The following is a 25,406-nucleotide window of genomic DNA, read 5'->3' as shown; positions in this document are numbered from 1 at the left end:
AATTGTGAAACGGGAATGAAGCGCTCCCATGATAGGATTATCAAAACCGCAATTTGCTGATGGCTTCTGTATATTTTGACTGAATATGCAGAAGGTATCAGCTTTTTTAATTGTCAGGGTTTGATCATCTTTAAAAATGCAAGAATATAAATGACCGGACCTTTTGTAAGTGGCCGGTTTCAGGGAGGAATTGTTTGATGCTGGAAAAAAAGCTGAAAAAGTACAGGGAATTGATGATCTTAGGAATTTGCGGAGTGGTGATCGGCGCAGCAGTGGGGATACTGGATACGGGATTTGGAAGAGTTTTGCTTTTTGTAACAGAATTACGGGAAGAATACTTTATCCCCCTGATCATTTTTCTTCCTGCAGCAGGAGCCTTGGCAGTCTGGCTGTATCACTGGGATGAGGGAATGTGTGTTAAGGGAATGGGATTAATTTTTCAGGTGGGTCATGGAGAAGAAGACAGGATTCCTTTGAGGCTGATCCCACTAACGATTCTAAGCACCTGGATCACTCATTTGTTCGGGGGAAGTGCCGGAAGGGAAGGCGTTGCCGTACAGATAGGAGCCACCTTATCGCACTGGGCTGGCCTTAAAATAAAAGTAAAGAATAACTCCAAAATCTTCCTGGTAACAGGTATGGCAGCTGGTTTTTCCGGCTTATTTGGAACGCCTGTCGCCGCCTGCTTTTTTGCATTAGAGGTTTTATCGGCAGGAACCCTGGAGTATTCTGCCCTGTTTCCGGCCATTGCCGCCTCCTTTACAGCCAGTACGGTCTCAAAAGCCCTGGGTTTGGAAAATTTTCATTATGCCCTGAATTCAAAAATTCAGATAGACGTTTTATTTGCATTGAAATTAATGGTGTTGGGGGCTTTGTTTGGTCTGGTCGGTTACCTGTTTGCTTACGGGCTGGGTTCTATGAATAATAAGCTGGGGAAAACTTTTCGAGATCCTGTTAAAAAAATAACCATTGTAAGTATCTTTCTGGCAATATTGTTTATTCTATTGGGAATGGGTAGATATTCCGGTCTGGGAACGAATTTGATTTCAGCCGGTTTCCATGGAGGCCGTATCTATGGCTGGGACTGGATTTTAAAACTTGTTCTGACCATTATTACGATTGCAGCAGGGTTTCAGGGAGGAGAGGTTACTCCTCTGTTTGCAATAGGTACAAGCCTTGGAGCCGCTGTTGCAGGGATTCTGGGATTGCCGCCTGACTTTGTTGCCGCAATGGGATATGCGGCGGTTTTCGGCAGCGCCACAAATACTCTTTTAGCGCCTGTTTTTATAGGAGCCGAGGTTTTCGGCTATTCTTATTTGCCATATTTTTTTGTGGTCTGCAGCATTGCATATCTATTTAATGGAGACAGATCCATATACACGGCCCAAAAGAAATTATATAATTAAAGACTTTTTTGAAAAATAAATCAATGGATGAATCGGGTATTTTGCTCTATAATGAATAGAGCCATGAAACAAGAATTAACATACAGAAAGGAAGATACCATGTTAAACTGCGAAAGAACCAGTGTTATGAACATAGAAAATGCCATTCGGGGTGCAAGAAATCCCATGAATAGCTGGGACCGGATGGACAGCGGATATAATGAGAAGGGAGAATACATCCTTGGACCCAATGATCTTGGCCTTGCAAAGCGGCTGAGAAAAGCTGGAAGCGACCACCGCAAATACATCCGCCAGATCCTGGTATCTGTGGATATCACAGCGCCGATCTACTGGTGGAAAGAATACGATACCTACAAAGTGGCTACTGTAGCCAATTCCACCAGCACCATGCATAAGATTCACAGCAAGCCATTTGAACTGGAAGACTTCAGCCATGACCATATGACGGAAGGAACGCTGGCTTTTATGGAAACTGTGGTTTCTGAAATGGAAAAGATCCGCCTCCGCTACATAGAGAATAAGAAGAAAGAGGACTGGTATGATTTAATCCAGCTCCTTCCATCCAGCTATAACCAGATGAGGACATGCACTTTGAATTATGAAACCCTGATCAACATATACTTTGCAAGGCGCAGCCATAAGCTGGAAGAATGGCATGATTTCTGCCGGTGGATCGAAACACTTCCTTATGCAAAAGAACTGATCATTGGAGAAGAATAAAGGAAAAGGAGGGGTTGACCTATGAATATCATTGTTGCAGTGGATAAAAACTGGTCCATCGGCAATCAGGGCCAGCTTCTTGTTTCCATCCCCGAGGATAAGAAGCTGTTCCGGGAGGAAACCATGGGTAAGGTGATCGTCATGGGACGAAAGACCCTTGAGAGCCTGCCTGGAAAGCAGCCGCTCTATGGAAGAACCAACATCGTATTGACCAGGGATCCGGATTACAAAGTAAAGGGGGCGGTTGTCTGCCACAGCCTTTCAGAGGCCCTTAAAGAACTTGGCAATTATCCTGAGGAGGATTGCTTTATCATAGGAGGGCAAAGTATCTACGAACAGTTTTTCCCATATTGTAATACGGCCCATGTGACTTATATTGACTATATGTACAGCGCTGATACACATTTCCCCAATTTAGACCAGGATCCGGCATGGGAAATGGCGGCGGAAAGCGATGAACAGACCTATTTTGATTTATGTTATACGTACCGCATGTATCAGAGGAAAGGTTAAATTCATGTGCTTTTCGGCCTTTTGCCTGTGAATTAACTGGATATACAAGCCTATCCAGTTGCACCATCAGGATACAAAGTCTGTAAGATTATAGGCAAAATTCGACCTAATCTATAAATTTTTATTGATATTTTTTTAATAAATGTTGTCAGTGCCATTGAAAAATGGTAATATGGTACGAGTACTATTTGGCCTGATTGTTGGGGAAGGCTATCAGGAAAGGTGTACAGGTATATTCACGAAGACATTAGGAGGATGAAGATGTACAAGATTTTAAAAGCAGAGATGTTAGCTGACAAGATCTATCTGATGGATGTGGAAGCACCTCGGATTGCCAAAGCCTGCCAGCCCGGAGAGTTTGTTATTGTTAAGATGGATGACAGAGGGGAGAGAATTCCCCTGACCATTTGTAATTATGATCGTGAGAAGGGAAGCATTACCATTGTATTCCAAACCGTTGGTGCAAGCACGGAAAAGATGGCTGTTTTAAAGGCAGGAGACAGCTTTGAGGATGTGGTGGGTCCTTTGGGCAATGCGTCTGAATTCGTACACGAAGATATAGAAGAATTGAAGAAAAAGAAATATTTATTTGTGGCCGGCGGTGTTGGAACTGCTCCTGTTTATCCCCAGGTAAAATGGATGAAAGAGCACGGCATTGACGTGGATGTCATCGTGGGGGCAAAGACCAAGGACTTATTGATTCTGGAAGATGCCATGAGAGAGCAGGCCGGAAATTTATATATAACCACAGATGACGGCTCTTATGAAAGAAAGGGCCTGGTAACTGAGGTAATCAAAGACCTGGTTTTAAACCAGGGGAAGAAATACGATGTGTGCGTAGCCATCGGACCGATGATCATGATGAAGTTCGCCTGCCTTGTAACCAAGGAGCTTGGTATTCCTACTGTTGTCAGCTTAAACCCGGTCATGGTAGACGGAACTGGCATGTGCGGTGCCTGTCGTGTTACGGTCGGCGGTGAAGTGAAATTTGCCTGCGTAGATGGACCGGAGTTTGACGGCCATCTGGTTAATTTTGATGAGGCCATGAAGCGCCAGATGATGTATAAATCAGAAGAAGGGCGCGCGGTTTTAAAAGAGAGTGAGGGCGATACTCATCACGGCGGCTGCGGATTGTGTGGAGGTAACGAGTAATGGATGTATTAAAGAAAGTACCAGTAAGAGAACAAGATCCTAAGGTAAGAGCGACGAACTTTGAAGAGGTTTGTCTTGGATATAATGAAGAAGAGGCAAAAGAGGAAGCCAGCCGCTGCATTAATTGTAAAAACCCGAAATGTGTAGCAGGCTGCCCGGTATCCATTAATATTCCCGGTTTTATTAAAGAAGTGGAGAACGGAAATCACGAAGAGGCTGCAAGGATTATTGCTGAATCCTCTGCACTTCCTGCTGTCTGTGGCCGGGTCTGCCCCCAGGAGAGCCAGTGCGAAGGCAAGTGTATCCGGGGAATCAAGGGAGAACCCATTTCTATCGGAAAGCTGGAGCGTTTTGTGGCGGACTATTCCAGAGAGCACGGTTTTGTACCGGCTGCCCCGGAAAAGACCAATGGCAAGAAGGTAGCCGTCATCGGTTCCGGTCCTTCCGGATTAACCTGTGCCGGTGACCTGGCTAAAATGGGCTATGAAGTTACTATTTTTGAAGCTCTTCATGAGCCGGGCGGCGTATTGACCTACGGCATTCCGGAATTCCGTCTTCCAAAGGAAGGTGTGGTTCAGCCGGAGATTGACAACGTAAGAAAGCTTGGCGTTAAAATAGAAACCAATGTGATCATCGGTAAGTCCGTGACCATTGACGAGCTTTTGGATGAAGAAGGATTCCAGGCCATATTCATCGGTTCTGGAGCAGGTCTTCCTATGTTTATGGGAATTCCGGGAGAGAACGCAAACGGCGTATTCTCTGCCAACGAATATTTAACCAGAAGCAACTTAATGAAAGCGTTCCGCAGTGACTATGATACCCCTATCGTAGCAGGCAGGAAGGTTGCAGTGGTAGGCGGCGGAAACGTTGCCATGGATGCAGCCAGGACGGCCCTTCGTCTTGGCGCAGAGGTACACGTTGTATATAGAAGAAGTGAGGCGGAGCTTCCGGCAAGAGCGGAAGAAGTTCACCACGCAAAGGAAGAGGGAATCATTTTTAATCTTTTATCCAACCCGTTAGAAATTCTCACCGATGATAAAGGCTGGGTAAATGGAATGAAATGCATTAAAATGGAGCTTGGAGAGCCGGATGCTTCCGGCAGAAGAAGACCTGTTGAGATAGAGGGATCTGAATTCGTCATTGATGTAGACACCGTTATCATGTCCCTGGGTACTTCACCGAACCCGCTCATATCCAATACAACAAAAGGACTGGATATCAATAAGCGCAAATGTATCATTGCTGAGGAATCTACAGGAAAAACCAGCAAGGAAGGCGTTTACGCCGGAGGAGATGCGGTAACTGGAGCTGCAACCGTTATTCTGGCTATGGAAGCCGGACGGGCTGGAGCAAGAGGGATTGATGAATACCTTTCTACTAAGGAATAATCCAGATAGTAAGAAATTTAAGGGCTGCCAGTTCACTGGCGGCCCTTTTGAAAGGTTGTTACATAATTTATGAATAAAAAAATTGATTTATTAAATGGACATATTTTTACATCGCTGACCGGTCTGGCCCTTCCCATCATGGTCACCGCTCTGGTGCAGATGGCTTATAATCTGACGGATATGGCCTGGATCGGGTTCGTCGGTTCCCCGGCTGTTGCAGCGGTCGGCGCAGGGGGAATGTATGTCTGGCTCTCCCAGGGCGTTGTCGCTCTGGCAAAAATGGGCGGCCAGGTAAAGGTAGCTCATGCGCTTGGAAGGGGAGACAGGAAGGAAGCGGCAGTCTATGCTTCCGGTTCAGTTCAGATGGGGCTTTTATTTGCTCTGCTGTATGGGGTAGTGACGTTTTTCGGGGCAAAGCCTTTGATCGCATTTTTCGGGTTGAACGATGCTTTCGTTGCCTATAATGCCCAGATCTATTTAAAGATTACCTGCGGTTTGATTGTATTTTCCTTTTTAAATTCGATTATTACCGGGATCATGACAGCGATGGGCGACAGTAAAACACCGCTGCTTGCGAATTTTATCGGCCTGGTTTTGAATATGGTACTGGATCCTGTCCTGATTTTTGGGGTGGGTCCGATAAAGGGCTCAGGAGTAGCGGGGGCGGCCATTGCCACGGTCATGGCCCAGGCAGTGGTTACCGCAGTATTCCTCATTGCCATTCGAAAGGACCAGGTTCTGTTTGATAAGGTGAAGGTGTTTCATAAGGTCCCCTGGGATTATTTGAAAGCCATGATCCGGATCGGTTTCCCTGCTTCCGTTCAGAACCTTATTTATACCAGCATTTCCATGATTCTCACCCGGTTTGTGACCGGATTTGGAGATATTGCTGTGGCGGTGCTGCGGGTGGGCGGTCAGATCGAATCCATATCATGGATGACAGCAGATGGATTTGCAGCCGCCATTAATTCCTTTGTGGGGCAAAATTATGGAGCAGGTCAGTATGGGAGAGTGAAAAAGGGCTATTATACGGCAATCGGAGTCATGTTTGTCTGGGGATTGTTTTGCTCAGCTCTTCTGATCGGCTTTCCGGAGCATATATTCGGATTATTCATCCATGAGCCAGAAGTTATTCCAATGGGAGTGCGCTATCTTGTGATCCTGGGCTTTTGCCAGATGTTTATGTGCATTGAATTGACAACAGTAGGGGCACTCTCCGGTCTTGGCAGGACCCTTCTCTGCTCGGTCATCAGCGTTTTGTTTACTTCCGCCAGGATACCTCTTGCCATGGTTTTAAGCAGTACAGCCCTTGGGCTGGACGGAATCTGGTGGGCATTTACTATTTCAAGTATCATCAAAGGGATTCTATTCCTCTTCTCCTTCCTTGTGGTGGCAAGAAAGCTGCCACAGGATAAGCAGCAGGCCCGGCTGGAAGCGGAACTTGAATAGATAACCGGAAGTTCATTTGGCAGTATCTTACAATTATCAAAATTTTCCAAAAAAGACTTGAATTTCACCCTGGTTATACGGTAACATATAAGGTAGAAAAAAGGGGAAAAGGAACTGACGATGAAACGAAAAATGCAGAATATGTATGAAAGAAACAGGAAAATGATTAAAAAGCTTCTCTGCGGCCTGTTGGTAAGTGCTATGGTCTGCGGCCAGACTGTTCCCGCCTGGGCCACGTCAAAAGCGGAAAAAGAAAAACAGGAAGCGCAAAAAAAACTGGAAGAGGCAAATAAAAAAGCCCAGGAAGCGGAAGGCAAAAAGAGTGCTGCTCAGAATCAGGTATCAAAGCTGACTTCTGATCTGACTGCACTTCTGGCTGATATCAAAGTTCTGGAAAGTGATATGGCCAACAAGGAAGCAGAGATCAAACAGGCAGAGCTGGACTATGCAGCGGCTAAGAAAGAGGAAGAAAAGCAGTACACTTCCATGAAGAAGCGAATCCAGTACATGTACGAGAAGGGAGATACAGAATATCTGGATATTTTCCTTCAGGTAAAGAACATGTCTGATCTTCTTAATAAGGCGGAATACGTAGAAGGAATTTATACATATGACCGGAATATGCTGATCACTTACCAGGAGACAAAGCAGAAGGTGGCCGATTATAAGGCAGACTTAGAAGAGGACAAGGCTGAGATGGAGGTCATGGAGCTGGAGTACAAGGAACAGCAATCTGCGCTTGAGACACTGATCTCCACGAAGAAAAAGGAAGTTTCCAATTTCGACAGCCAGCTTGCACAAGCCAAGCAGGATGCGGCGGTTTATGCCCAGACGGTAGCAAAGAAGAATGAGGAGATCCGCAAGACGAAAGAAGAGGAGGCCAGAAAGAAGGCAGCCGAAGAAGCCAGGAAAAAGGCGGAGGAAGAGGCCAGGAAGAAAGCTGCGGCAAACACAAGCTCAAAACCAAAATCATCCAATGCCAACAACAAGTACACCGGCCCGTCTGCCTCCAAAAGCAGCGGAGGATCAGCGGAAGGCCGTGCGGTTGCGGATTACGGACTTCAGTTTGTGGGGAACCCCTATGTATTTGGAGGTACCAGCCTGACGAGTGGTACGGACTGCTCCGGGTTTGTACTGTCTGTGTACAAGCATTTCGGCTACTCCCTGCCAAGAAGCTCTTCGGAGCAGCGCTCTGCAGGGCGTGAGGTATCCTATTCTGATGCCCAGCCGGGAGATCTTATCTGTTATGCAGGACATATAGGAATTTATATCGGCAATGGACAAATTGTTCATGCCAGCTCCCCGTCCACCGGAATTAAGGTAGGAACAGCCACCTACCGGACGATTTTATCCGTCAGAAGAATTGTATAGGGAATCTGTTTAACAGGGGGGGATCCGTTGATCCCCCCCTGTTTCCTTAAAAAGAGCTTGCGGAAATCGACATTATATGAGAAAATGTAATCAAGTATGATGTGATATATTTAACAAAGTACTGTTCACAATTATTACTTATTCGAAAGGAGTTTTAACATGATTTATTCACAGGAAGTAGAAGAGATGTGCACAGTGGCACAGGGCGTTCATCACGGCGCTGCTCCAATCCCAGAAGAAGCAAAATGGGTAAAATCTAGAGAAGTTAAAGATATCTCCGGTCTGACACATGGCGTTGGCTGGTGTGCTCCTCAGCAGGGCGCATGCAAGCTGACTCTTAACGTAAAAGAGGGTATTATCCAGGAAGCATTAGTAGAGACTATCGGCTGCTCCGGTATGACACATTCTGCTGCTATGGCAGCAGAGATTCTGCCAGGACTGACCGTTTTAGAAGCATTAAATACAGACCTTGTTTGTGACGCTATCAACACCGCTATGAGAGAATTGTTTTTACAGATCGCATACGGCAGAACACAGAGTGCATTTTCTGAGGATGGACTTCCGGTCGGTGCGGGACTGGAAGACTTAGGAAAGGGTCTCCGTTCACAGGTTGGTACCATGTACGGAACATTAAAGAAAGGTCCTCGTTACTTGGAGATGGCGGAAGGCTATGTAACCGGTATTGCTCTGGATGAAGAAGATCAGATCATTGGCTATCAGTTCGTAAGCCTTGGAAAGATGACTGACTTTATCAAGAAGGGTGATGACCCGACGACTGCTTGGGAAAAGGCAAAAGGACAGTACGGACGTGTTGCCGAAGCTGCTAAGATCATTGACCCAAGACATGAATAATCGGATTGGCAAAAGCCTGTCGGTTATCGGTTATCAAAGCGAAGATATTTGGCCAATAATAAGGAGGACAAGATAATGGCATTATTTGAATCATATGAGAGAAGAATTGACAAAATCAATTCTGTATTAAACAGCTATGGCATTGCTTCTGTTGAAGAAGCTGAAAAGATTACAAAAGATGCAGGTCTGGATGTATACGAGCAGGTAAAGAAGATCCAGCCGATCTGTTTTGAGAATGCCTGTTGGGCTTACATCGTTGGCGCAGCAATTGCAATCAAGAAAGACTGCAGAAAAGCGGCAGACGCAGCAGCAGCTATTGGAGAAGGTCTTCAGGCTTTCTGTATTCCAGGTTCCGTTGCCGACCAGCGTAAAGTAGGTTTAGGACACGGTAACTTAGGAAAGATGCTTCTGGAAGAAGAGACAGAGTGCTTCTGCTTTTTAGCAGGTCATGAGTCCTTTGCAGCAGCAGAAGGCGCAATTGGTATTGCTGAGAAGGCAAACAAGGTTCGTCAGAAACCATTAAGAGTTATTTTAAATGGTTTAGGAAAAGATGCAGCTCAGATCATTTCCAGAATCAATGGTTTTACATATGTGGAAACAGAGATGGATTATTACTCAGGCGAAGTAAAAGAGCTTTGGAGAAAGTCCTACTCAGAAGGCTTAAGAGCAAAAGTTAACTGCTACGGTGCAAACGATGTAACAGAAGGTGTTGCAGTTATGTGGAAGGAAGGCGTTGACGTTTCTATTACAGGAAACTCTACCAACCCAACCAGATTCCAGCATCCGGTTGCAGGAACTTATAAGAAGGAATGTTCAGAGAAGGGCAAGAAGTACTTCTCCGTAGCATCCGGCGGCGGTACAGGACGTACCCTTCATCCGGATAACATGGCAGCAGGTCCAGCTTCCTATGGTATGACTGATACTATGGGACGTATGCACTCTGATGCTCAGTTTGCAGGTTCTTCCTCCGTTCCGGCTCACGTGGAAATGATGGGTCTGATCGGTATGGGTAATAATCCTATGGTTGGAGCTACCGTGGCTGTTGCTGTAGGTATCGAGGAGAGTGCAAAAGAAGGTAAATTCTAATCCAGTATTTACAAGGGTTTGATGCACTTTTCCGTTTGAAAAGTAATCATGATTTGATTATATTCAAATAGCATTTTGTAGATAGGACACCAAAAAGAGTTAGACACGTTATTTTGACCAAAATCATTATAACGTGTCTATTTTTTTGACAAGGAAAAGGAGTGCTTTCTATGAAACGTATGCGAATGAGTATAAAAAATGACATTACCTTTAGACTGGGCTGTGAGGAGTATTTACAAGACTGTGAAGCGAGAAATTTAAGGCAAGGCACAATTAAGCATTATCAAGATTCTATGAATCAATTATATAAATATATTGATGAAGATATGCTAATAATGGATATGAACAAATCTACTATGGATTCTTTAATACTTGCTTTAAGAAAAAGAGATGATATAAATGATATAAGTCTATATACCTATGCAAGAGATTTAAAAACACTTATGTATTTCTTTATGAAGCGTGAATATATACCACCATTTAAGTTGATTTTAGCAAAAGCAGATAAACAGCCAATAGAAACATATTCAGATTCCGAATTACTAAGATTACTTAAAAAGCCTAACATAAAGCAATGTACCTTCACAGAATATAAATCTTGGGTAATTGTTAATTTCCTTCTATCTACAGGAGTAAGGCAAAATAGCTTGATTAATATTAAAATAAAGGATATTGATTTTGCTAATTGTGTTGTATATGTTAATGTGACTAAGAATAGAAAACCCCTCATTGTTCCTTTAAATGATGATATTCTGAAAATAGTGCAAGAGTATTTAAAGTACAGAGAAGGCAATGCAGAAGATTATCTTTTCTGTAATGTTTATGGTAAGCAATTAGCTAAAAGTTCTCTATATCATTCCATGTACGTCTATAATAAAAACAGAGGGATTGAATTAACAGGTCTACACCGATTCCGCCATACTTTTGCTAAGAAGTGGGTAACAATGGGGGGAAGTGTTGTTACCTTACAGAAAATCCTAGGTCATAGTTCATTAGCTATTACAGAAAACTATTTGAATATGTTGATTTGTGATATTAAAAAGGATGTAGATAAGTTTAACATATTAAGGGAATTAAAAAAGGAATCTATAAAATTAAAGTAACTTTGTCATATCTTGCGATGACATTTAACTTACAAGGCTCTAGCTGATGCTAGGGTCTTTTTATATTCTTATATTCAAAATTTAACCTCAATTTCAATTCAAACTAGCTTCAATAATAATTTTATCGTGTAAAAGTTAAAAACGAAAATAAAGGGGTAAAATTGAAAAATTATATATGTGAGGAAATTGTAAAGTTAGTGTTGTAAACATTAAAAATAGCTAAAAATGAATCAAAATCTGCACATCAACTCAAAGTCGACCATTAAAATTCCCTTATAAACATTACATATATTAGGTGTGTTCTAATCGGCACTAATGAGGAGATTGAAATTTATCAAGGATGGATAATTTAAATAGCGAAAAAAAGAACAATCAAAAATGACTTAAAATTTGCACACCTGAGCAAAATGGACCATGAAAATTCCATTATAAATACTATATATATTAGGTGTGTTCTATTCCCGTCTAATGAGAAAATCAATGTAAAAATAGCTAAAAATGATCCAAAATCTGCACACTTGAGTAAAATGGACCATTAAAGTTCCCTTATAAACACTATATATTTTAGTGGTGCTCTAAAGTCCGCTAATGAGGGGATGGATTGAAATTTTTCAAAAATGTGATCATAAGTGAGTAGTAATTAGTAAGAGGTAATTATAATGTATGAATGTAGATATAAATTAGGAGAGTTTGCACATTTACTTGGAGTGCATGAAAAGACTTTACAGAAATGGGATAGGCAAGGAATTTTAGTTGCTTATAGAACAAAAACAAATAGAAGATATTATACACATAAGCAATATATTGAATATCTTTCTGGTGGGCGGTAATGGTTTAAGATAAGGTTCGAGTCCTTACACTGCCATTTAAGTAGATTTGCCATATCTGCTTATAATTCCTTTATAAAGGGGATTCAATCATATATATCAAAAGCCATGATATAGGTAAAATGGGGGTTCAAATCCCCCCTCCTTTACCGTAAATCTAAGCACCATTGATTAATTTCATAGGTGCTTTTTTATATACATTTTTATTAAAAAGAGGGGTAAGAATCAAGCAACTAGGTAAGGGGTAGGTTTTATACAACTCTAAGAAAGGAAATGAAAATATGTTAGAAGAATTAACGCAAGAATTAGGACTTAACGAGGAACAGACACAAAAACTTACAGAAGAGGTAACTAAATCTATTCAATCAGAGACAGATAAGGTGAGGACTGAATATTCCAAAAAGGTAAAGGAATTAGAAAAATTTAAGCCTGTAGAAAAGTCTGAAATGGAAATAGAATTAGAAAATACCAAAAAGGAACTTGAAACAATTAGATTTCTGTCAAGTCTAAAACAGTTAGGTGTAACTGATGATTTGGCAAAATATATCCGTCAAGATATAGATATTGAAGAGTTTTCGCAGTTCTATAGAGGGTTTGCTTCCACTACTCATAATGATTTTATTCCTAATAAGCATAACACAGGAAATAACGGAGTTACAAAAGAACAGTTTTCTAAAATGGGGATTGCAGAACGTACAAAACTTTATTCTGAAAATCCTAGTTTATATCAGCAACTTAAAAATATGAAATAGAAAGAGGTATTTAACATATGGCATTATATATTAGTGAAGTATTTGCAGATGCAATTAATGAAAAATTAGGGGTGGCTCTTAAAATGGGTCAGTTAGCTACAGATGTAACAGGAGAAGTGGCAGACATAACAACTTGCGGAGATAAAATCCATTTCCCGAAGTATAACAGAGTGGCAAGTGTAGGTGAAGTCACTAAGGGAACGACTATGACCCCAGCGGAAGTATCTATGTCTGATAATGAAGCTACGATTAAACAGACAGGTGGTGCAATTCGTGTATACGATAAGGACGAAAAGCAGATCAAAAGTGCCACATTGGATAATATGGCACAACAGCTTGTAGATGCGATGGTTAAGGATCTAGATACATCTTTATCTAATACTATGGATGAGGAAACAATAAAGAAATCTCCAACTGCATCAGCAACAGCAATTACAAATTCAGAATTACTTAATGCATTTGCATTATTTGGTGATGATGTAGATTATGATACTTTTGCAGGAATCGCAATCAATAGTAGACTTTTACCTTCCTTCTTAGGTATGGATGAGTTTGTTTCAGTAGAGAAAACTTATAAGAGTGACGGAAACGGTCTTATTAAAAATGGTCTCGTTGGCTATTGGATGGGAATACCTGTAGTAGTAACAAACAACGGAACATTTGATACAACAGCTTCTGAATGTAAAACATATATGGTAAAGAAGGGTGCATTAGGCTATGTTAAGCAAAGTGAAATTACGCTTGAAGTTGAGAGAGAAGCCAAATTACTTTGCAATGACTTAGTTGTATCAAGTCTTTATGCAACAAAGGTAATGGATAGTGACGGCCTTGTTGTAATTCGTAAGACCGTAGCTTAATAAAGAAAGGGGATATTCTCAAAAGGTTTATCCCCCTTTTACTAAAATGTGAGCATTTAATTGAAAGGGTTAATTAATGAATAATATTGATAAATTTAAAGAATATATGAGCCTTTGTGGAATTGAAACACAAAAGGAGTTAAAGGAAAAAGGTTGTTATCCTAAATCAGTTCAGTATCTTGGCGGTGTATTAAGTGGAAAATATAAATTCACTGAAGATGAAGAAAAATTAATGTATCAAGCCTGTAATACGGCAAGAGCAAAGAGGTTATTAAATGATAAATCATAAATTTAGATGTACATATGTAACCGATAAAGAGTATGCCTTATTTCTGATAGATCGTAAAGTAAAACCACTAAATTATTTTATAAGAAAGAATAAAGAGATATGGGTATTTGACCATCAGGATACAAAAATTTATAGTATTGCCTTTAAGGCATTGAATTAATGAAGAGAGGTTAATTAATATGGAAGAATTGAAGATTGTTAATTTAAAACAAGTATCAAAATATTTGAAATATGGACTGCATCCTAAAAGGATTGAAAACGGAAGAAATGATAAGCTTGTCTTTATTTATAATAAAGATGAAGATACAAACAAGGCTTATACCAAGTGGTTAAATTATGACGAATCGTAATTAAAATAAAATACCTCCAAAATCAGGGGAGATTTTTCAAATATTAAAACAGAATACCTCCCTAGTTCGGGGGGATTTTAATACTCATAATAAACAATAAATATATAATAAACAATAAATATTTAGTGCCACGACCTACGGTCTAACAGCCTACGACCTTCGGTCTTTGGCTTGCACATACTTTTAGATAAAAATAATTAAGATTAATAGAATGGAGATTAATATGACAAATCAAGTAATTTTGCATCACAGATTATGTGGAAAACTAGCAAACCAATTATCTGAAAACGGAATTGTAACTTACATATCTTTACAGGCATTATATAATAATAATAAAGAAGAGCAATGGTTTACACTTAATGCTATTAATAGAGTATTGAAACCAGAGAAAAAAATTACTAAAGAAGATAAAATGAGTATAAAAGATGGTCTTGAAGAGTTGGAAAAGTATGGATATATAAAGATATTAAGTAATGACGTAAATGAATACCATTTAGATATGTCAGATTTATATGTTGAAGAAAAAAGTGCAGTAGGCTCTAAAATCAGTAATCCATTTGGTGATGAATATGATAAGGATATGGTTTGTTATAAAGATTTAAAAGGAAGAAATATTAATGAATATACAAATTATTTTACATATTATAACTTGGAATCTTTTATAAAAGTCTACAAAGAACAAGGAAACAAAAAGAGGATATTCAAGTATTTATTCTTTTACTTAGGTATGAAAGCAACTAATCTTAATAATAAAGACGGTAAAGAATGTTATTTCTTTCAAGCAACCAGAGAAGAACTTGCTTATGAATCAGGAATTAGTATTAATACAATTGATAAATACAATTCAACACTCTTGGAAAACAAGATTATTTATGTATGTAAATATGACCAAAAGTGGAAAGATAGTGGCAAACAGGTTAAGAATATTTACGGACTCTATAAGGATAAAGATAAATTAGAAGAAGAAAAAAGCAAGTTCCTTGAGGAACAGAAAGATGAACTTTGTTTTAGTCCTCTTCCTAAAAAGAAAGAAAAGAAAGAATCCAAAGAGGAAGTAGTGACCACTGAAGAAACAAAATATAGTATTTCCCGAACTGACCAAGAGGTAAATGATAGTAATATGATTACCAAATCAGAAACAGACGAAAATATACCTAAAGGAAAAGAAACCCAAAAGTCAAATATATATGACTGGAAGAAGAGTTTACAAGATACCGGATATATGAATTTAGAACCAAAAGTAGAACCGCAGAAATATAAAGAATTGGATATCTCTCAATTATTATAAGGAGATTGATAAATGAATACAGAACAAAGAATAGATAATATAGAATTAATGGTTAATGATGCCTTAGAACGTAATACGCAAGCGTTTCTACGCCTGATAGATACTATGGATTCTGTAAAAAATACAATGATTGAACTTACCCAAGTAACAATTGAAAATCAAAATATTACAGCAGAATTATCAGCAGAAGTTGAAAAGATCAGCAATAAAGTTAATCGGCTAGAAGAAAAGTTATCTTAGTATATAAAATATGATTCTCCGTGCATTTTGCATGGGGTTTTTTATTTTAGGAGGAGAGCCATATGCCAGTAGGAAAGAAACAGCAACTAAAGAATCAGCATGAGAAAAAGTTAATGGAATTATATGAAAGCTATTATAAGAAAGCCTTGGGGGGAGATACTGCATCATTTAAAGCATTTATCGATGTAAGTAAAGAATTGTTTGCTGACAAGGAAGAAAATTCTCTTATGAAATTATTAGAAAATGTAAAAATAGATGAATAAGATAGGAGATTAATATGACACCATTGGAGAAATTAAAAAGGGTTCTCTCTAGTCCCCTCCTATGGGGAGAAAACTTTTGCGAGGTAATAGATAAGCAAGGGAGAAGGGTTCAATTTATTCTTAATCCTCAGCAACGAGAATTAGTTGAAAACCTTGATAAATACAATATTGTGCTGAAGTCACGTCAATTAGGGATAACTACAGTATCGTGCATGCTATCCCTTTATTATGCCATTACGAGACCTTCAAGCCACTGTATGCTGATAAGTTATAGCCTTGATAGTGCTAATACAATCTTTGATAAATTAAAACAGATTTATGATGATCTACCACAAGCAATAAGGCCAAAAGATATCGCTAATAATCGTAAAGTCTTAAAGTTTGAAAATGGTAGTAAGATAACAGTTACAACCATGGGGAGCAAAGAGATAGCTAGAGGTTCAAGCCTAGCTTTTGTTCATATTTCAGAGGTTGCCTTCTGTAAGCAGGAATTAGTATCTAAGCAAATTTTGTCAATTGAACAAGCCTTATTACCTGATGGTAAGATAATTCTTGAATCTACGGCAAACGGATTAAATGAATTTTCTAATATGTGGGAAAGAGCAGAGCAAGGGGAAAGTTTATACCGCCCATTCTTCTTTTCGTGGATTGAAGATAAGAAAATGTTTGCGGATGAATATAAAGCCTTTACTAAAAGGTATATATCATTACATGGCAGTTCATTAACTTTTGAAGAATTAGAACCAATAGAAAGAACTTATCATGAATTAGGTGCAAGTTTAGAACAGCTAATGTGGCGAAGATTAAAAATTGCCAATAGTTCAGAACAAGAATTTAAACAAGAATATCCAGTAACTCCTATAGAAGCCTTTATAACAAGTGGAAATAATATATTCAATTCTGCGAAGATACAAGAAGAATATAATCAAAGAAAAATGATTGAACGGCTTACGGATATACCAAATATTCCGGTCATATTAAAACCTTATATAAGGTCATATTTAACAGTTTGGGAGGCTCCAAGGAATGGAGATAGGTATTATATGGGTGTAGATGCTTCCGAGGGAATTGGACAGGATTATTCTGTTATAGATATATATAATGAAGATGCTATTGAAGTGGCTCAATTTAGAAGCAATAAAATTCAGCCTTATGAGATTGCAAATATATGTAATGAATTGGGCTTATGGTATAATCGGGCTTTGTTAATCGTGGAAAAGGCTTCCGGTGGTCATATTATTTTAGATAGGCTTAGAAATACATACCATTATAAAAATATGTACAAACATAAGGACTATGACCAAAAGGGTAAAATGGTTAAGAAAATAGGATATAAGACAACTGCTAAAACAAAACCTATTTTAATTAATGACTTTGTGGAACTATGGGAAAGTAATGATATATTTATACGTTCATTAACAACTTTAAATGAAATGAAAACTTATATGTTTTCCAATGGGTCGATGAATGGGGAAGTCGGAACGCATGATGATACTGTTATTGCGACGGCCTTAGCAGTTCAGGGAATTAAGAGTGGAATAAATTATAAATGGTGAGGTAAACAATGTTAGAAAAAAATGATTTAGCACAATATGAAAACGCTGAATGTCAACGAATAAAAAACTATATAAATGGCTGCCATGAGGTATTATCAAGAAAAGATTTTGAATTTAATGGTAATACCTTTCATACTGCAAAGATTGTATTACAGAGTATAAAACCTATTATTGACTTTCATAGTGCCTATTTATTAGGTTCGCCTGTTAGTATCACAGGAGATGAATCTATAGTAAAAATGGTCCAGTCAGTTTACCGAAAAGGGTTTTTAAATAAAACTGATTATGAGATTGTTAAAAATGTAGTGACCTATGGGAATGCTTATGAATTTATTTATAAACAAGATGGAATCATCAAAAGCAAAGTAATTAATAATACGGATTCTTTTGCAATTTATGAAAATGGAGAATATACCCGTTTCATAGAAAGATGGTGCTATAATCCGGTTACTGATTCCTATATAGAAAGAGAATATACAACCACGCAGGTTAGAGAATATGAAAACGGAGTTTTAAAAGCTACATATAATAATCCAAGTGGTTTACCGATCCATTACATTAGCGGAGATATGGATAGAACTAATATATATGGAATCGGAATTGTAACATCACTTATTCCCATAATGAATCAGATAGAAGAATTATTATCGAAAATGAGTGATAGCGTTACAACTCTTAGTATGAATCCTATGGGGATTGTATCAGGACAACGTTTAGATGAATCTGTTGATAGTGATATCACAGGAGCGGTACTTAATTTAGATGATGGCGGTACTTTTAGTTGGGCTACTGCTAACCTTGATTATAACAGCATTAAACTGATTGTAGACAATTTAATCAATCAATTTTACACCGTAGCTAGTGTACCTAGTGGTCTTTATGGTAATGGAAATATTGCAAATATATCTGAAACAAGTTTGGAATTATTATTTAATAATAGTGATAGTTATGCAAAGAGGTTATCATTTTGTTTACTGGAAGGATTTTATAAAAGGTTACAATATATCAGTAAGATACTTGGAATAGATGTTTCAGAAGTTAATATAGGATTTAATTATAATAGACCAGTAGATAATAAAAGTATGATGGAAGCATTAAAATATCAATATGAAATGGGCGCAATTAGTAAGGAAAGTATTATCCGTGTTTCACCATATACATCAGACGTAAAGAAAGAGATGGAATTGATTGCTAATGATGATATGGTCAATAAAGTAGAAGAAGTATAATAATAGGAGTGATTATTGTTATATATAAAGATTACGTAGTATTTGATATATGTTTGTAATATTTACATTTCATATTACCCTATATATATAGCTATCATATGAGACAGGTGATTTTATATGGTTAATTTGTAAATATGATAGCTATTTCCTGTTGAAGTATATCCAATGTGCAATTTATCATCTAAAGGATATTAATTAAAATATGGGGTGAAAACTGATAAAAAAGTATATAACATATAATATGCACTATAAGAGATGTTATCGTGTTGATTCCCGTAGATTCCAGACTGACAGACGGTTGTTATCTTATATTACTACGGCTTGACTATATGCAGAATTATATAAAATAATCTAGGAAAATGCTACAAATCTCTTTTGAAATATCCTACAGGTATTAATTATCGTTTAGTATGTGATGAAGAAAATCAGGTATTAAATTTGATTTATTTATATATATTGTAGGCTATAACTATATGGCAACAGTACTGATAATAGGTGTTCATTTTATCAATTGGTTTTGTGAACAGGAGTTTCAGCGAAAAAGTTAGCCAGATAATCCAATATTTCCATTCCGACATGTTCATTAAAATGTTGACACCATTAAATGAACAGTAGTATAATTAAGTATAGTGGAAAGGGGGATTAATTTATATGATATATGGATATGCCAGATGCTCAACTAATGAAACAAAACAGGATATTAACAGGCAGAAGAGAGAGTTAATTAATAAGGGTGTTCCTGAAAATAATATATACTTTGAATATGAGAGCGGTACAAAGATAGATAGGGAACAGCTTAATAGACTGCTTGGTGTTGTTAAGCAAGGCGATACTATAATTGCTACAGAGTTAAGCAGAATAACACGCTCTACTAAACAGCTATGTGATTTAATTGAACAAGTAAAGGATAAGCATCTTAAAGTGGTTATTGGTTCTTTTGAAGTGGATTGCAGTAAGGACAAGTTAGATGCAATGACATTAGGTATGTTACAGATGATGGGGGTGTTTGCTGAATTGGAAAGGAATATGATTAGTGAACGTGTTAAAAGTGGTATGGTTAATGCAAAGGCTAGGGGTAGTGTAATTGGCAGACCTGTATTAACTTCCGATAATATACCTAATATATTTATGAAATACTATCCTAAGTATAAGCAAGGTGAAATAAATATATCAGAATTATCTAGGTTGTGTGATATGAGCCGTACAACTATATATAAGTATCTAAATATACTTGGAGATAAATAATAAATTGGAACAGCATCTACTTTCTGTAGGTGCTATTTTAATGTAATATTTTGAAAATCTATTTTTGATGAAATATCTTCCCCCTTTTTCTGTTAATGCCATTTAGCAGTATAATTTTTTTTATACAGAAAAAATTTAGACTATTTTATATAAATGTGATACAATAATACAAAAGTGGGGAAATTCTTATGAGTAATGATAAAAAGTTATTTTTTTGTATCTTCAATATGTTTTCTTAATACCATATTTATATACTGGCTAAAATTTCTATCATCATTTTCAGCCATTTCTTTAATTTTAATAATCACATCTTCATCTAAAGATACGCTTACTTTTACTTTATAAGGTTTCTCGGTCATACTTTTTACTCCTTCTTGCTACTTATAATATTGTAACTTATAAAGAAGGATGATATACTAAAGTGGTAAAAAGTAGTAAAAAGTAAGAAAAATACAAAGCGAGGTAAAAGTATGAAAAAACAAATTTTAATTTTATGTGTAGTATTAGTGATAGGGGTTACTGGTTGCGGTTCTAAAAAGGTAGCAGAAACAGAGCTGTCTAAAGAAACTGTACAACAATCTTCCAGTATTGAAGAGACAACTGAAGCAGCCACTACAGCGGAAGAATTAGTAAAACGTGAGAATACTAATTTTAGAAATACTTGTTGGGGTGATGATATTGAAACTGTTAAAAAGTATGAAACAGACATATCATGGACAGCAGAAGCGGACAATGCAATTATTGGTCAATCTAAATCAAAAGTATTAAACATGAATGCCGACATTGGCTTTACATTTGGAGATGGTAAATTATATCAGGGTGCAATAATGTTTAATGATGAACATACAAATGAGAATCTTTATATAGATGATTTTAACACTATTAAAAATGCTTTAAAAGAAAAATATGGAGAACCAACTGAAGATAAACAAGTATGGAAAAGTGATTTGTATAAAGGAGATGTTGGACGATATGGAAAAGCTATTTCATACGGACACTTACAATATTTAACAATATGGGAAAATGAAGATACTCGAATTGTATTAGGATTAATAGGCGATAATTATAAAATTAATTTAGGTATTGTATATGGAGATGTAAATCACAAAGAAGAAGTTAATAACTCCGGACTATAAAATATTTTAATTGAAAAGGGGATATATAGCATGGGGCGATTTGATATGGACGCTTATATGAAGGCTAATGATATAATGCGAAGTGCCGAAGCAAAAAATACAATAGAAAGTTTGTTAAAAGATTTATATGGTATTCCTAAACCGACAGAAGAGCAACAGCAATTAATAGATAAAATTAAGGAATCTATAAAAGAATTAGAATCTACATTATAAAAATTTATACGCACTTGCCTTAAAGGTAGGTGCTTTTTTAATACCCAATAGTAAGAGAGGAGATACAATGACAAATTTAGAACGATTAAAATTAGAATTATCGCAAAAGAATTACTTCACAGAAGAAGAGTACAACACGTTTCTAGAGGAAAACAGTCTTAGTCCTACAGAAATATACAATAAGAAAGAAGATGAATTATTTCTTCTACAGACTGTAATTGCTATCTTACAGGCTTTGACAAATAATATAGACCTCTATAGAACGATTGAAACAGAGTTTACGAATACAACTTCTGCATATAAGAATTTGAAGGACAGAATTGATGACTTATATAAAAGAATTTCTTTGATTCCAAACTATCAGCCCACAGCAAAAACTATTACATATTTATATCATAACTAAGGCGGTGAAACATGGATACACTTAATGATGTTTTTAATGAGACAATGGAACGTGAAGGAATTGATATTATTATCGGTTCTTCTAAGCATAAGGTTTTCCTAAGAAGAAATGATAAGGCTGATACAAGCCTTTATAGTACATTGTATACGTATTATAATGATAATATTGAACAGGGAAATACTTTCAGCCTTAATGGAAATAAGTATTTGATCCTGAAACGCTCAACAAGTGAAAACACAACTTACCAGAAATATACTTGTGTCATGTGTAATGCAACAATAAAGATGATGTATGGTGCAGGCGATTTTATTGTTTATGATGTCCGCATGGATGAAAATATACAGGATTCACTAAATGTCAATAGCAGTGTAATTACAACAGGTTCGAAGGGTGCATTTTTATTATCCCTAAATGATGAAAGTAAAAGGTTACGAATTAATTATCGTTTTTATTGTGGAGCATACATTTTGCCATGGAAAATAATAGATATAAATTATCTAAATAATATGGTATATGTTTATGCAGAAAGGACACCAGTATCGGATAATGACGATAGAGATGATGGAATTGCAGATAGGTGGAACTATGAAACGAAACCTAATAAATATGTGATTGATATTAAGGAATCTGCTGTTGAGATTCAAAAGGGTAAAACACAGCCATTGACAGTGACTGTAAGTAAAGACGATTCCACTATGAATCCTCAACCAACCGTGGAGTGGACTATTAATGATAATTCCATATGCTCTATTGATAGTTATAATATTGTAACAGGACTTTCAGTGGGTCAGACTAAAATAATAGGCTCATACAAAGTTAATGTAAATGATAAAGTTAAAACAGATAGCGTTAATATAACAGTAACAGAGCCATCAACAGAAGTAGGAGAAATACAAATAAATCCACCATATGATTACAGTAGCTATTATGGATTGTTTCAAGGTGATACAGAAACATTTATATGTTCAATTAATGGTGTTTCGAGCCCGCAATGGAATATAACACTTAATGCTAGTGGTATTGCATCAGCAAATTATACAAGTACTATAGATAATGCCACTGGAACATTTATCGTACAGAATAATAAGCTTACGGCTGACAAGTATTTGATTTATACAATTAGAGAGTTGAATACAGGTAAATCAGTAACATATAATATCCAACTTAGGGGGTTATTTTAGAAATATATGTTGAAATAGAAAGAACTATATGATATCATGATTATAGAAATAACGTGTCTGATATTATCAGAAATAATGTGTCTAAGTGCTTATTTTAGCGGTTTACAGCTAATATTCTAAACAGTCACGTGGAAATGATGGGTCTGATCGGTATGGGTAATAATCCTATGGTTGGAGCTACCGTTGCTGTTGCTGTTGGGATCGAGGAAAGTGCAAAAGAAGGTAAATTCTAAGGAAAACCTTGATTATTAAGGTATTTTACTTTTAGAAAAGGAAAGAGGAGTCGCTTTGCCGGTTCCTCTTTTTGCTTATTAAATATCCAGACAGAGAGAAGCTGTATGACCATTGAAAGATCTTCCGGTGGAAGAATGAAAACCTTCAAACAGACAATATTATAATCATCGGTTTGAAGGTTTAATTTTATAATCCGGAATATCCATATTAAGAATTAGCACTGATGCATGCTTTGTATCGTTCGTCCGCTGCTTCCCAGCTTACCACATGGAACCAGTCTTCTATGTATGCGGCCCTGTCGTTGAACCGCTTCAAAAAATAGGCGTGCTCCCAGCAGTCGATACCGGCAATAACACAAAGGCCATCTGAGATAGGGGAATTCTGGTTAGGTGTTGTTACGAGTTTCAGCACGCCATTTGAATCCACCACCAGCCAGGCATACCCGGATCCAAATATAGCCAGTGCATATCTTTTAAATTCATCAAAAAACTGTTCCACCGTCCCAAAATATTGTATAATGGCAGGATACAATACTTCAGCCTGAGTCCGGGTCATGGAATTGGTCATCCCGAAGAAATAGATGATGTGATTATAAACTCCGCCCGCATTATTAATGATGCTCTGACGGACTTCCGAAGGAAGGCTTTCCGTGTCCGAAAGCAGATCCTCCAAAGACTTGTTTTGCAGCTGCGGATAATTCGTCAGGATCCCGTTAAGATTTGCCACATATCGTTGCTGCAGCCTGTCGTGGTGCAGGTACATGGTTTGCGTGTCTATGTAGGGTTCCAGCGCATCGTATGGATACGGCAGCGGCACGTTTACAAAGGGGTAATGTTCATTCATAGGTTATTGTCCTTATTATTATTTGTATATATATATTCAGTACTCAGGGATATATGATGGATAAGCAGGATGCTTGTAACAGAAATCTATGCTGGCCCTGGCTATAGGTTTTTCCTATAACCAGGTCATAATTATATCAATTAACACTTAGCTATGAAACCAGGTATAATACCAACTAAGAAGATACGAAATAAATAATCACTATAACATTTGGGAGGAAATTCATATGGCTAAGAAGATAAGAGCTGAGAGAAATTTAAAATTTGAAACATTGCAATTACATGTTGGGCAGGAACAGGCGGATCCGGTAACAGATGCCAGGGCAGTACCCATTTACCAGACATCTTCCTATGTGTTCCATAATAGCGATCATGCTGCGGCCAGATTCGGTCTGTCAGATGCAGGTAATATTTATGGGAGACTGACAAATCCAACCCAGGACGTCTTTGAGCGCAGGATTGCAGCTTTGGAAGGCGGAGTGGCTGCCCTGGCAGTGGCTTCCGGAGCTGCCGCAGTTACCTATTCTATTGAGAATATTGCAAAAAGCGGGGATCATATTGTAGCAGCAAAGAACATCTATGGCGGTACTTATAATCTGCTGGAGCATACTCTGCCAGAATACGGAGTTGAAACGACCTTTGTGGATCCTTTTGATTACGAAGCCTTTGACAAAGCCATTCGGGAAAACACAAAGCTGGTATTCATTGAAACTCTGGGCAATCCCAATTCCGACGTGGTCGATATTGAAAAACTGGCAGGCATCGCCCATGCACATAAAATTCCGCTGATTGTAGACAATACCTTTGCAACTCCTTATCTGGTAAGACCCTTTGAATACGGAGCGGATATTGTAGTCCATTCCGCCACAAAATATATTGGAGGCCATGGAACAGCCATTGGCGGCGTCATTATTGACGGCGGAACATTCGATTGGGAGGCTTCCGGAAAATTCTCTTCCCTTACAGAGCCGAACCCAAGCTACCATGGAATCAGCTTTACCAAGGCAGTAGGAGCGGCCGCTTATGTAACAAAGATCCGCGCCATTTTACTCCGTGATACAGGAGCAGCTCTTTCTCCCTTCCATGCGTTTTTATTCCTCCAGGGCTTAGAAACCTTATCTCTTCGTGTTGAACGCCATGTGGAAAATGCGCTGAAGGTGGCTCAGTATTTAAAGAACCATCCTCAGGTGGAGAAGGTGCACCATCCTTCCGTTTCAGAGGATCCGGAGCAGCAGGAATTATACGGTAAATATTTCCCCAATGGCGGAGGCTCCATATTTACTTTTGAAATCAAGGGAGATGCCAGGAAGGCAAAAGACTTTATTGACCAGTTGGAATTATTCTCCCTGTTAGCCAATGTAGCAGACGTAAAATCTTTAGTCATTCATCCGGCCTCCACGACCCATTCCCAGATGTCGGCAGAGGAATTGGAGGATTCAGGAATCAAACCGAACACCATCC

28 protein-coding genes, 1 pseudogene and 1 riboswitch are annotated in these 25,406 nt (G+C 37.9%); of the genes and pseudogenes, 27 read left to right on the top strand and 2 right to left on the bottom strand.

Annotated elements, in window-relative coordinates:
• Positions 1-2: 2 nt before the first annotated feature.
• A riboswitch (Fluoride riboswitch) is annotated at positions 3-76 on the top strand.
• Between the two features lie 121 nt (positions 77-197).
• From RT269_RS03910 to RT269_RS03810, 21 genes are all read left to right on the top strand, one after another.
• On the top strand, positions 198-1,406 hold the full coding sequence (locus RT269_RS03910) for a chloride channel protein (protein WP_313180757.1): 1,209 nt from the start codon (positions 198-200) through the stop codon (positions 1,404-1,406).
• Between the two features lie 99 nt (positions 1,407-1,505).
• Positions 1,506-2,126, top strand: a complete 621-nt coding sequence (locus RT269_RS03905; protein WP_313180679.1) for a hypothetical protein — start codon at positions 1,506-1,508, stop codon at positions 2,124-2,126.
• A gap of 21 nt (positions 2,127-2,147) precedes the next feature.
• A complete protein-coding gene (locus tag RT269_RS03900) occupies positions 2,148-2,639 on the top strand; it encodes a dihydrofolate reductase (RefSeq protein WP_313180678.1) in 492 nt (163 codons plus the stop codon).
• A 261-nt stretch (positions 2,640-2,900) separates the two neighbouring features.
• Positions 2,901-3,791, top strand: coding sequence for a sulfide/dihydroorotate dehydrogenase-like FAD/NAD-binding protein (locus RT269_RS03895; RefSeq protein WP_313180677.1), 891 nt, complete (start codon positions 2,901-2,903; stop codon positions 3,789-3,791).
• Positions 3,791-5,179: an NADPH-dependent glutamate synthase gene (gene gltA, locus RT269_RS03890; protein ID WP_313180676.1), complete on the top strand. Its 1,389-nt coding sequence runs from the start codon at positions 3,791-3,793 to the stop codon at positions 5,177-5,179. Before RT269_RS03895 ends, gltA begins: the two co-directional genes overlap by 1 nt.
• A gap of 69 nt (positions 5,180-5,248) precedes the next feature.
• Positions 5,249-6,628 carry an MATE family efflux transporter gene (locus RT269_RS03885; protein WP_313180675.1) on the top strand — a complete coding sequence of 460 codons (1,380 nt, stop codon included), beginning with the start codon at positions 5,249-5,251 and terminating at the stop codon, positions 6,626-6,628.
• Between the two features lie 120 nt (positions 6,629-6,748).
• A complete protein-coding gene (locus tag RT269_RS03880; RefSeq protein ID WP_313180674.1) occupies positions 6,749-7,999 on the top strand; it encodes a C40 family peptidase in 1,251 nt (416 codons plus the stop codon).
• 159 nt (positions 8,000-8,158) lie between these two features.
• Positions 8,159-8,851 carry an iron-sulfur cluster assembly scaffold protein gene (locus RT269_RS03875; protein WP_025234293.1) on the top strand — a complete coding sequence of 231 codons (693 nt, stop codon included), beginning with the start codon at positions 8,159-8,161 and terminating at the stop codon, positions 8,849-8,851.
• Between the two features lie 75 nt (positions 8,852-8,926).
• Entirely contained in the window at positions 8,927-9,937 is a 1,011-nt protein-coding gene (locus tag RT269_RS03870; protein ID WP_313180673.1) for a GGGtGRT protein, read from the top strand.
• Positions 9,938-10,107: 170 nt separating this feature from the next.
• A complete protein-coding gene (locus RT269_RS03865; protein WP_313180672.1) occupies positions 10,108-11,040 on the top strand; it encodes a tyrosine-type recombinase/integrase in 933 nt (310 codons plus the stop codon).
• Positions 11,041-11,699: 659 nt separating this feature from the next.
• Positions 11,700-11,870, top strand: coding sequence for a MerR family DNA-binding transcriptional regulator (locus RT269_RS03860; protein WP_313180671.1), 171 nt, complete (start codon positions 11,700-11,702; stop codon positions 11,868-11,870).
• Positions 11,871-12,148: 278 nt separating this feature from the next.
• Positions 12,149-12,619 (top strand): hypothetical protein, encoded by a 471-nt coding sequence (locus tag RT269_RS03855; protein ID WP_313180670.1) that lies wholly within the window; start codon positions 12,149-12,151, stop codon positions 12,617-12,619.
• A gap of 17 nt (positions 12,620-12,636) precedes the next feature.
• Positions 12,637-13,476 carry a phage major capsid protein gene (locus RT269_RS03850; protein ID WP_313180669.1) on the top strand — a complete coding sequence of 280 codons (840 nt, stop codon included), beginning with the start codon at positions 12,637-12,639 and terminating at the stop codon, positions 13,474-13,476.
• Positions 13,477-13,552: 76 nt separating this feature from the next.
• Positions 13,553-13,765: a hypothetical protein gene (locus RT269_RS03845; RefSeq protein WP_313180668.1), complete on the top strand. Its 213-nt coding sequence runs from the start codon at positions 13,553-13,555 to the stop codon at positions 13,763-13,765.
• A gap of 179 nt (positions 13,766-13,944) precedes the next feature.
• A complete protein-coding gene (locus RT269_RS03840) occupies positions 13,945-14,115 on the top strand; it encodes a hypothetical protein (protein WP_313180667.1) in 171 nt (56 codons plus the stop codon).
• A 223-nt stretch (positions 14,116-14,338) separates the two neighbouring features.
• A complete protein-coding gene (locus RT269_RS03835) occupies positions 14,339-15,403 on the top strand; it encodes a hypothetical protein (RefSeq protein WP_313180666.1) in 1,065 nt (354 codons plus the stop codon).
• A gap of 12 nt (positions 15,404-15,415) precedes the next feature.
• Positions 15,416-15,643, top strand: a complete 228-nt coding sequence (locus RT269_RS03830) for a hypothetical protein (protein WP_313180665.1) — start codon at positions 15,416-15,418, stop codon at positions 15,641-15,643.
• A gap of 62 nt (positions 15,644-15,705) precedes the next feature.
• Positions 15,706-15,906, top strand: a complete 201-nt coding sequence (locus tag RT269_RS03825; RefSeq protein WP_313180664.1) for a hypothetical protein — start codon at positions 15,706-15,708, stop codon at positions 15,904-15,906.
• Positions 15,907-15,920: 14 nt separating this feature from the next.
• The gene (locus RT269_RS03820) at positions 15,921-17,462 is read left to right on the top strand and encodes a terminase large subunit domain-containing protein (protein ID WP_313180663.1); all 1,542 of its coding nucleotides are present in this window, start codon (positions 15,921-15,923) and stop codon (positions 17,460-17,462) included.
• Between the two features lie 8 nt (positions 17,463-17,470).
• Positions 17,471-18,691 (top strand): phage portal protein, encoded by a 1,221-nt coding sequence (locus RT269_RS03815; protein ID WP_313180662.1) that lies wholly within the window; start codon positions 17,471-17,473, stop codon positions 18,689-18,691.
• A 651-nt stretch (positions 18,692-19,342) separates the two neighbouring features.
• On the top strand, positions 19,343-19,936 hold the full coding sequence (locus RT269_RS03810; protein WP_313180661.1) for a recombinase family protein: 594 nt from the start codon (positions 19,343-19,345) through the stop codon (positions 19,934-19,936).
• 206 nt (positions 19,937-20,142) lie between these two features.
• On the opposite strand, the gene RT269_RS03805 is transcribed toward RT269_RS03810, so the two are convergent.
• Complete coding sequence (locus tag RT269_RS03805; RefSeq protein ID WP_313180660.1) at positions 20,143-20,295, bottom strand: toxin-antitoxin system protein; 153 nt, start codon at positions 20,293-20,295, stop codon at positions 20,143-20,145.
• Between the two features lie 111 nt (positions 20,296-20,406).
• Between RT269_RS03805 and RT269_RS03800 the strand changes: the two genes are divergently transcribed.
• The 5 genes and pseudogenes from RT269_RS03800 to RT269_RS03780 all read left to right on the top strand — a co-directional run.
• The gene (locus RT269_RS03800) at positions 20,407-21,072 is read left to right on the top strand and encodes a hypothetical protein (RefSeq protein ID WP_313180659.1); all 666 of its coding nucleotides are present in this window, start codon (positions 20,407-20,409) and stop codon (positions 21,070-21,072) included.
• Between the two features lie 30 nt (positions 21,073-21,102).
• Positions 21,103-21,285: a hypothetical protein gene (locus RT269_RS03795; protein WP_313180658.1), complete on the top strand. Its 183-nt coding sequence runs from the start codon at positions 21,103-21,105 to the stop codon at positions 21,283-21,285.
• A gap of 67 nt (positions 21,286-21,352) precedes the next feature.
• Entirely contained in the window at positions 21,353-21,688 is a 336-nt protein-coding gene (locus RT269_RS03790; protein ID WP_313180657.1) for a hypothetical protein, read from the top strand.
• Between the two features lie 11 nt (positions 21,689-21,699).
• Positions 21,700-22,869, top strand: a complete 1,170-nt coding sequence (locus RT269_RS03785; protein ID WP_313180656.1) for an Ig-like domain-containing protein — start codon at positions 21,700-21,702, stop codon at positions 22,867-22,869.
• A 122-nt stretch (positions 22,870-22,991) separates the two neighbouring features.
• Positions 22,992-23,102: pseudogene (locus RT269_RS03780) on the top strand (GGGtGRT protein); the annotation flags it as partial.
• A gap of 208 nt (positions 23,103-23,310) precedes the next feature.
• Here RT269_RS03780 and RT269_RS03775 read toward each other — a convergent pair.
• Positions 23,311-23,946, bottom strand: a complete 636-nt coding sequence (locus RT269_RS03775) for a superoxide dismutase (RefSeq protein WP_313180655.1) — start codon at positions 23,944-23,946, stop codon at positions 23,311-23,313.
• 226 nt (positions 23,947-24,172) lie between these two features.
• Here RT269_RS03775 and RT269_RS03770 point away from each other — a divergent pair.
• Positions 24,173-25,406 (top strand): O-acetylhomoserine aminocarboxypropyltransferase/cysteine synthase family protein (locus RT269_RS03770; protein ID WP_313180654.1); only part of this gene is annotated, 1,234 nt, incomplete at its 3' end.

This window comes from Lacrimispora sp. (assembly GCF_032078915.1).
GTDB lineage: Bacteria > Bacillota > Clostridia > Lachnospirales > Lachnospiraceae > Lacrimispora.
The sequence above is the reverse complement of the archived record's forward strand: the minus strand, read 5'-3'. Positions and strand labels throughout refer to the sequence as shown.